The 8,931-nt window shown below is 67.5% G+C and carries 8 protein-coding genes; 3 read left to right on the forward strand and 5 right to left on the reverse strand.

Features of this window, described 5'->3' with window-relative positions; all coding sequences use genetic code 11:
- Positions 1-29 precede the first annotated feature (29 nt).
- On the reverse strand, positions 30-1,736 hold the full coding sequence (locus M8009_RS02440; protein ID WP_250059175.1) for a potassium/proton antiporter: 1,707 nt from the start codon (positions 1,734-1,736) through the stop codon (positions 30-32).
- Between the two features lie 161 nt (positions 1,737-1,897).
- On the opposite strand from M8009_RS02440, the gene M8009_RS02445 reads away from it, so the two are divergent.
- On the forward strand, positions 1,898-3,157 hold the full coding sequence (locus M8009_RS02445) for an ABC transporter substrate-binding protein (RefSeq protein ID WP_250059176.1): 1,260 nt from the start codon (positions 1,898-1,900) through the stop codon (positions 3,155-3,157).
- On the opposite strand, the gene M8009_RS02450 is transcribed toward M8009_RS02445, so the two are convergent.
- The 3 genes from M8009_RS02450 to M8009_RS02460 form a co-directional block, all read right to left on the reverse strand.
- Positions 3,154-3,933, reverse strand: a complete 780-nt coding sequence (locus M8009_RS02450; protein WP_250059177.1) for an alpha/beta fold hydrolase — start codon at positions 3,931-3,933, stop codon at positions 3,154-3,156. The two genes, M8009_RS02445 and M8009_RS02450, sit on opposite strands and share 4 nt — an antisense overlap.
- A 25-nt stretch (positions 3,934-3,958) precedes the next feature.
- Entirely contained in the window at positions 3,959-4,642 is a 684-nt protein-coding gene (locus M8009_RS02455) for a 7-cyano-7-deazaguanine/7-aminomethyl-7-deazaguanine transporter (RefSeq protein ID WP_250059178.1), read from the reverse strand.
- 142 nt (positions 4,643-4,784) lie between these two features.
- Entirely contained in the window at positions 4,785-6,695 is a 1,911-nt protein-coding gene (locus tag M8009_RS02460; protein ID WP_250059179.1) for a propionyl-CoA synthetase, read from the reverse strand.
- 333 nt (positions 6,696-7,028) lie between these two features.
- On the opposite strand from M8009_RS02460, the gene M8009_RS02465 reads away from it, so the two are divergent.
- A complete protein-coding gene (locus tag M8009_RS02465; protein ID WP_250059180.1) occupies positions 7,029-7,358 on the forward strand; it encodes an ArsR/SmtB family transcription factor in 330 nt (109 codons plus the stop codon).
- A gap of 9 nt (positions 7,359-7,367) precedes the next feature.
- On the opposite strand, the gene sohB is transcribed toward M8009_RS02465, so the two are convergent.
- Positions 7,368-8,408, reverse strand: a complete 1,041-nt coding sequence (gene sohB / locus M8009_RS02470; protein ID WP_250059181.1) for a protease SohB — start codon at positions 8,406-8,408, stop codon at positions 7,368-7,370.
- Positions 8,409-8,542: 134 nt separating this feature from the next.
- Here sohB and M8009_RS02475 point away from each other — a divergent pair, with 134 nt between their 5' ends.
- Complete coding sequence (locus tag M8009_RS02475) at positions 8,543-8,854, forward strand: SCP2 sterol-binding domain-containing protein (RefSeq protein ID WP_250059182.1); 312 nt, start codon at positions 8,543-8,545, stop codon at positions 8,852-8,854.
- Positions 8,855-8,931 lie beyond the last annotated feature (77 nt).

Raw genomic sequence — 8,931 nt, forward strand, 5'->3', positions numbered from 1 at the left:
CCACGCCGACGGGCCACCCGAACGTCGGCTCAGTAGAGCCTCAGGCCTACCCGAGTGACCTTGTTGCCATCCATCTCGCTGACCACCCAGTGGATGCCATGCCAGTCCACGTCATCGCCCACCACCGGGTGACCCCCGACCCGCAGGGAGATGAACTCGGCCAGCGTCATGTCGTGCTCGCCGGGGCTCAGGGTCAGGCCATAGGCATCGGCGATATCACGCATCTGTGCCTCTCCGTCGAAGGTGAAGGTCCCGAAGAAGGCCCGCTCGCGCTTGAGCTTGGCATCGCCGTTGAACAGCCGATTGAGCGCCGGCAGATCGTCGGTACGCCCGATCACGCAGATCACGTCCCCCAGCCGCAGCCGGGTACTGCCCTTGGGATGCAGCATGGCATGCTCGCGGAAGAGCGCCGAGATCAGCGCCCCGGAGGGAAAGCGCAGCAGCCGGATCGGCACGTCCTCGAGGTCGGCATTCTCCACCTCGTAGACGAACAGCTCGTAGTCATTCTCGGGCAGGATGCCCAGTGGTCCGCGACGGTTCGGGGTGACGCTGGGCGGCAGCTCGACCTTCATGCGCCGCGCCATCCACGGCAGGCTGCCACCCTGGATCAGCAGTGACAGCAGCACCACCGCGAAGGCCACGTTGAAGTAGAGCGAGGCATTCTCCACCCCACCGATGACCGGGAAGATCGCCAGCACGATGGGCACTGCCCCGCGCAGCCCCACCCAGGCGATGAAGCCGATCTCCCGCCAGCGGAACTTGAAGAAGGGCTTGACGGCGACCAGCACCGCCAGCGGCCTGGCGACCAAAATCAGCACCAGGGCCACCAGCAGCGCCGGCAGCGCGTAATCCAGCATCTCGCTGGGGGTGACCAGCAGGCCCAGCACCAGGAAGAGGCCGATCTGGGAGAGCCAGGCCAGGCCGTCGTGTACCGGCAGGATGAAGTTGAGGTGCCGCCCCGGCCGGTTGCCGATCATCAGGCCGGCCAGGTAGATGGCCAGGAAGCCGCTGCCGCCCAGGGCGCTGGTCAGGCCGAAGACACAGAACCCCAGGCCCAGGGCCAGCAGCGCATAGAGGCCCGGGGCCAGGTCCAGCCAGCTCAGCAAGCGCGCACTCAGCCAGCCGATGCCCAGGCCGATGACGATGCCCAGGCCGAACTGCTGCACGAGGAACAGCAGGGTCTCGCCCACCCCGCCGATATCGCCGACCAGCATTTCCACCAGCACCAGGGTGAGGAAGATCGCCATGGGGTCATTGGTCCCGGACTCGATCTCCAGCGTCGCCCCCACCCGCTCGTTGAGGTTGACCCCCCGGCCGCTGAGCATCGAGAACACCGCGGCGGCGTCGGTGGAGCCCACGATGGCGCCTACCAGCAGCCCCTGCACCAGGCTCAGCTCGAAGACCCACATGGCGAACACTCCCACCAGTCCGCTGGTGATGAAGACCCCCAGGGTGGCCAGGGAGAGCGCCGGCCGGAAGCCGACGCGAAAGGTCTTGAGGCGGGTACGCAGGCCACCGTCGAGCAGGATCATGGCCAACGCCAGGTGGCCGATCAAAAACGCCAGCGAATAGTCGTCGAACTGGATGCCGAGCAGCCCCTCCTCCCCGGCCAGCATGCCCAGTCCCAGGAAGATCAGCAGCAGGGGAACCCCGGCCATCGAGGAGAGCCGGCTGGCGAGGATGCTCAGGGCCAGCAGGAAGCCACTGAGCAGAAAGAGCGTATTGATCGAATCCATGGCGTCCTGCCTCGGCTGCGAGAGAGAGGATTATCGCATGCCGTGCCTGGCACGGCGATTTCCGTTTGTGGTCATCACTGGTCGCCGCCCGTGGACAGCGGTTAAGCTTGCGCGGCACCAACGCAAGGCCGGAGAGCGCGCATGGCAGGAGTCCCGTTTCGATGATCAGATCCGTTTTCCGACGGCCTCTTCGCCGCGGCCTCCTGCTGGCGGCAACTGCCCTCCTGTCGACGCTATGCGCCGCGGCTGACCCACCGACCGCGGCCGACCCACCGACCGCGGCCGACCCACCGGCCGCAGCCGCCGAGGGGCAGGAGGGCCACCCGCCACTGGGCACCGAGGTGATCGTGCCGGACCTCGAGGGTCTCGCCGAGGAGACGGAGAGGGCTGCCGCCGAGGCTGCGGCCTGGGCTGAGACCCGGCGTCGCTACCGCGAGGCCCCGGCCGGACCCAGCGTCGACACGCCCTCGCGCCCCAGCGTCCCGGCCATCGCCCTGCGCCCTGCGGAACCCATCGAGCCGCCGCCGGTCACCTCGCTCAGGGTCATGTTGGACGGCTATCCCAGCCCCCGCCATGCGGCCCTGTTTGTCGCCAGGGAGCGGGGCCTGTTTGCCAGCCGCGGGCTCGAGGTGACCCTCGCCACACCGGCCGATCCTGACGTGCCCAGCAAGTTGCTGGCGGCGTCGCGGATCGACCTGGCATTGGCCCGCCAGCCATTGCTGCACCTCCAGGTGGACCGCGGGCTGCCTCTGGTCCGTGTCGCCACGCTGGTCGCCATGCCCTTGAGTGCACTGGTCCTCCGCGAGGACGGGGCCATCGAGACGCCGGCGCAGCTGGCCGGCTCGCGCATCGGCCATGCCGATATCGACAGCCGTGACGTGCTGTTGGCTGCCCTGCTGCGCGGCGCAGCGATTCGCGACGACGAGGTGGAGACCGTGGCGCTGCACTTCCGGCTCGGCGACGCCCTGCGCGAGGGCCGCGTGGATGGCGTGATCGGCGCCATGCGTCACCTGCTGCCCCGGCAGCTGGCCGACGAGGGGCTGGCCACCCGGGTGCTGCGCATCGAGGAGTTGGGCATTCCGCTGCATGATGGCCTGGTGCTGCTCGCCAACCGCAATCACCTGGCACCGCAGCGGGATGCCATCCGCCGCCTGGTGGCGGCCATCGAGGAGGCCACGGCCTGGATCGCCAACCACCCGGGCGAGGCCTGGGCCCTGATGGTGAACGCGGAGCCGGCCCTGGATAGCGCGGTCAACCGCGAGGCCTGGGAGATGGTCCGCTCGCGCCTGAGCCTCAGCCCGGCGGCCCTGGACCAGGGCCGCTATCGCCGCTTCGAGAACTATCTCTTCGAGGCCGGCCTGATCCGGGAGCGCCACCCGGTATCGCGACTGGCCATCGACCCCGGGGCGCCGCCTCGCTAGCCCTCCACCCGCTCGACGAAGGCGTTGACCGCCGCCTGGAAGGCCGCGGGCTGCTCGGCATGCAGCCAGTGGCCCGCCTCCAGGGTCTCGACCTCGGCTCGCGGCAGCACCTCGCGCAGTGCCGGCAACATCTCATCCGTTACATAGCGCGAATGCGCGCCGCGCAACACCAGGGTCGGGCCGTCGAAGGCGCCCTCGCCCGCCGGCTCCCCCATGATCGTCTCGTAGTCCTCCTGAATCTCGTCGAGGCCGATGCGCAGGCGCAGGATGCCCTGGTCGTCGCGCTCCAGGTTGGTGGCCAGGAAGAGGCGCACGGCGGACTCCTCGACATGTTCGGCGAGCAGCGCGTCGGCCTCGCGGCGATTGGTCGGCTGGCCGTCCTCGACCCGGCGCAGGGCAGCAAAGACGCTGTCGTGGTCATGGCCGTAGGCGAGCGGCGCGATATCGGCGACGATCAGCGAGGCCACGCGGGACGGCGCCAGCCGGGCCAGGCTGATCGCCACCTTGCCGCCCATGGAGTGACCCAGCAAGTGGGCCCTGGCTACCCCGAGCCGGTCCAGCAGGGCGAGCAGGTCCTCGGCCATGGCGTCGTAGCCCATGCCGGCGACATGCGGGGATCGGCCATGGTTGCGCAGGTCGACGGCGATCACCCGATGCCGGCGCTGCCACTGCTTGAGGTGGGAGCGCCAGTTGTCGGCACTGCCGAGCAGGCCATGGACGACCACCAGCGGGATCGCGTCGCCCCCGGTGTCGATATAGTGGAGTTCGGTGGGCATCTATGTCTCCTCGGTTGAGGGTGAGTCAGATTCGGGCCCGTGCCTGGCCGGGCATCAGGTCGGGGCTTCCCGTCACGGCCACCAGGCGGCGACTGAGCCAGGCCAGCAGCACGCCATAGAGGGGCAGGAAGAACGCTAGGCTGATGCCCAGCTTGATCACGTAGTCGACCCAGGCGATCTCCGGCCAGTTGGCGGCCATGAAGGGATCGGGACTCTCGTGGAAGGCGATGGAGAAGAAGGCGAAGGTATCGGCCAGGTTGCCGAGCACCGTGGAGACCGCCGGCGCCACCCACCAGGCCTTCAGGGCGCGCAGGCGGTCGAAGACCTGCACGTCCAGCAGCTGGCCCAGCACGTAGGCCATGAAGCTCGCCAGCGCGATCCGCGCAACGAAGAGGTTCCACTCGCCCAGCCCCTCGAGACCCGCAAAGCCGCCACGCGGAAAAATGACCGAGACGACATAGGAGATCACCAGCGCCGGCAGCATGACCCGCAGCACGATGGCCCGCGCCGGCTCCTTGCCGAACAGGCGCACGGTGAGATCGGTGGCCAGGAAGATGAAGGGAAAGCTGAAGGCCCCCCAGGTGGTGTGGAAACCGAACAGGGTGAAGGGCAGCTGGACCAGGTAGTTGCTGGCGGCGATGACCAGGATATGGAAGGTGACCAGCAACGCCAGGCAGCGCCGGGTCTGGGCATCGGAAAGCACGAACATTACGGCATCCTTTTTTGGGGAGGGGTGAGGGAACCCTCGTGGCACGGGAGCCGCCCGCTGGCGGACAGGCCGCGCATTATACGGCCTGGCCCGACGCCTGGCCATGGCTTGCCGGCGGGGCCAGCGTTCGCGCGACTGAGCGTCAGACCTGACGGGCGTCGTGGGCGGTACCCACCGAGCGCTCCTTCATGGCCTCGTGCACGTCCTGCAGGCTCGCCGGGTCGTCGATGGTCGAGGGCACGCCGAACTCCTTGCCGTCGGCGATATTGCGCAGCAGCTTGCGCAGGATCTTGCCGGAACGGGTCTTGGGCAGGCGGTCGACCACCAGCACCTGCTTGAAGCAGGCGATGGGCCCGATCTTCTCGCGCACCAGGGCGATCAGCTCCTCCTCGAGCGCGACCTCGTCACCCTCGAAGCCATCCTTGGGAATCACCAGCCCCACCGGCAGCTGCCCCTTGAGGGCATCGTGAATGCCGATCACCGCGCATTCGGCGACGGCGGGGTGGGCGCCGACCACTTCCTCCATCTCGCCGGTGGAGAGGCGATGGCCGGCAATGTTGATGACATCATCGGTGCGCCCCATGATGAACAGGTAACCATCCTCGTCGAAATAGCCACCGTCACCGGTCAGGTAGTAACCGGGAAAGGCCGCCATGTAGGCGCTGTGGAAACGCTGCGGGTCACCCCATACGCCGGTCAGGCAGCCGGGCGGCATCGGCTGCTTGATCACCACGCTGCCCTGCTCCATGGGAGCGACCTGCTCTCCCTCGCGATCCAGGACCTGGACGTCGAAGCCGGGCACCGGCACCGTCGCGCTTCCCGCCTTGGTGGGCATCGGCTCCAGCCCCTGGAGGTTGGCGGCGATCGGCCAGCCGGTCTCGGTCTGCCACCAGTGGTCGATCACCGGCACGTCCATCAGGTCATCCAGCCAGTGGAAGGTCGGCGGATCCAGGCGCTCACCGGCCAGGAACAGCGCCTTGAGGCAGGAGATGTCGTACTGGGCCATCAGCTTGGCGTCCGGGTCCTCCTTCTTCATGGCGCGGAAGGCCGTCGGCGCGGTGAAGAAGCTCTTGACCCGGTACTCGCTGATCAGCCGCCAGAAGGCCCCGGCATCCGGGGTCTTCACCGGCTTGCCCTCGTAGACCACCGTGGTACAGCCGCGCAGCAGGGGGGCATAGACGATGTAGGAGTGGCCCACCACCCAGCCCACGTCGGAGGCCGAGAAGAAGACATCGCCGGGCTCCACGTCGTAGATGGCGTCCATGGAGTAGCTCAGTGCCACCGCATAGCCCCCGGTATCCCGCACCACCCCCTTGGGCTTGCCGGTGGTCCCGGAGGTATAGAGGACATAGAGCGGGTCGCTGCCCTTGACCGGCACGCAGTCGGCAGGCTCGGCCGCCTCGACCAGGGCCGCCCAGTCGTGATCGGTCGCCCCCAGTTCGGCGTGGTGCTGGTCACGCTGGAACACCACGCAGGCATCGGGCTTGTGGGCGCTCTGCTCGATGGCCTCGTCGATGATCGGCTTGTAGGGCAGCACCTTGCTGCCCTCGATCCCGCAGGAGGCGGCAACCACGACCTTGGGCGAGGCATCCTCGATGCGCACGGCCAACTCGTGGGGGGCAAAGCCGCCGAACACCACCGAGTGCACGGCGCCCAGGCGCGCGCAGGCGTACATCGCCATCAGCGCCTCGGGCACCATGGGCATGTAGATCACGACCCGGTCGCCCTTCTCGACCCCCAGCGACTTAAGGGCCCCGGCGAAACGGGCCACCTGGTCGCGCATCTCGGTGAAGGTAAGGGTCCGCTTGCTGTCGGTCACCGGGGAGTCCCAGAAGATGGCCGGCTGATCGCCACGCCCCTGCTCGACATGATGATCGAGGGCGGCATGGCAGATGTTGAGCTCGCCATCCACGAACCAGCGCGCATGGCCCGCCTCGTCGTATTCGAGAATGGTCGTGGGCGGTGTGAACCAGGGAATGCGCCTGGCCTGTTCGGCCCAGAAGGCCTCGGGGTGATCAATGGAGCGGCGGAACTCGTCTTGGTACATGCTCATCTGCATCCTGTCAGCAATCGAAGGGGCGTTGATTGTTGACACTCTAGAGCAACTTCACGCCCATAACCTCATACCATCGGCTAACCTTCGACAAAAGTGCAAGGCAACTCGGTCCCTATTGTCGACAACGAGCCGCGCAATGTCCCGGCCTCGGCATTGATCCAGCGTTGACTCGGCGACAGGCGCCAAGCTGGACTATTATTGAGGATAAGCTGAATCAGGATGTGCACGAGCAACAGACGCTACCCGCGAACGGCGGGCTCAGGGGAAGGCATTCAACAGCGCAGGCGACCGGCGATCGGCAAGCCGGCCCTGCCCGGCAGGGGACAGATCATGGGCAATACCAGCGGCGCTGCAGCACGCCTACTGGAAGGCGGCTCAGCGGTCATCGACGAGGCCAGCGCCCTGCTCAAGGCGATGGCCAACGACAACCGTCTGCGGATACTCTGCCTGCTCGACGGCACCGAGCTCTCGGTGACCGAGCTCAACCAGCGGCTCTCGCTCAGCCAGTCGGCGCTCTCCCAGCACCTGGCGATCCTGCGTCGCGAGAACCTGGTCAGCACCCGCCGGGAGTCCCAGACCATCTACTACTCCCTGCATGGTGCGCGGGCGAGAACCCTGATCGAGGCCCTCGGCCATCTGGAACTCGGCGGCAGGCCATAGCGGGCCCGGTCAGCGCTTCTGCCAGCGCCCGGCATCGAGCATCTCGAGGCCTCGTTCGATGCTCTGCTCCACGCCCCGCGAGACGGCCATGCCCAGACGATCGCCGAGCTTGTGTTTCTGCTCCAGCTTCAGGCTGATCACCCGCGCCTGCTGCATGCGCTCGACCAGGTAGGCCTCGCTGGTGCCCAGGGCATCCACCAGGCCTCTCGCCAGGGCATCGCTGCCGTACCAGATCTCGCCGGTGGCCACCGCCTCGATGTCGAGCCCCGGTCGCCGCTCGGCCACATGGCGCTTGAAGAGCTCGTGGGTGGTCTCGAGGTCCTCGAGAAACTTCTCGCGGCCCTCCTCGGTATTCTCGCCGAAGACCGTGAGGGTCCGCTTGTAGCGCCCTGCCGTGAGCAGCTCCACGTCGATGTCATGGCGCTTGAGCAGGCGATGCAGGTTAGGCAGCTGGGCGACCACCCCGATGGAACCGATCACCGCGAAGGGCGCGGCACGCAGCTGGTCGGCCGCACAGGCCATCAGGTAACCGCCGCTGGCAGCCACCTTGTCGACACACACCGTGGTGGCGAAACCCGCCTCGCGCAGGCGATCCAGCTCGGCGGCCGCCAGGCCATAGCCATGCACCAGGCCACCAGCCGACTCCAGGCGGATCACCACCTCGTCGCCCTGGCCCGCCACCGCCAGCACAGCCGAGACCTCCTCGGCCAGCCGCCCGGTGCCACTGGCCTTGATGTCGCCATGGAAATCGAGCACCCAGACCGTCGGGGAGGCCTTCCCTTCGCCCTTGCGGCCGCGCCGGTCATGCTCCTTGTCATCGCGCCGGAAGGCCTTGACCAGACGCTTGCGAGCCCCCGGCTGGCTGGCGGCCAGCTGCATCCGCCGGCGGCGGGAGCGGCGCATGCCGTTGAGCTCCTCGAGCCGCAGCCGGGTACGCTCCCCCGTCTCGCCCCTGACCCGCACGATCACCGCCACCGCCAGGCCGCCGACCACCACCAGGGTCAACAGCTGCGCCACGAACATGCCGAATTCCGTCAGCCACTCGTTCACTGCCTTCTCCTTTAGCTCGCTGTCCCGACATCCTGCCCGGGGCCCTCCCGCCGGCACAAGGGCGCTTGATTCAAACAACCGTTTCAAATACGCTCGGATACCGGACACCTTCCTCCCGCGACCAAGGATCCCCCATGTCAGACGCCACCATCGACAAGCTGCAGAGCCGCTTCGACGCCGAGGCCGCCAGCGGCATGCATGAAGTCTTCCAGTTCCATTTCTCCGATGCCGGCGACCACTACCTGGTCGTGGACGACGGCACGCTGGAAGTCCACGAGGGCGAGCACGACGATCCCTCGGTCAGCCTGAGCATGAGCAGCGAGACCCTCAAGGGCGTCATGAACGGCGAGATCAATGGCATGAGCGCCTTCATGACCGGCAGGCTCAAGGCCACCGGCAATGTCATGCTGGCGACACAGCTGACCCGCCTCTTCCCGGGCCACTGAGGCCCACCTCCCGTGGGGTCAGACCCTTAAGCATTCTTAGGATTAAAACCCTAAGAAAGCTTAAGGGTCTGACCCCG

The organism is Halomonas gemina (assembly GCF_023554995.1).
GTDB lineage: Bacteria > Pseudomonadota > Gammaproteobacteria > Pseudomonadales > Halomonadaceae > Halomonas > Halomonas gemina.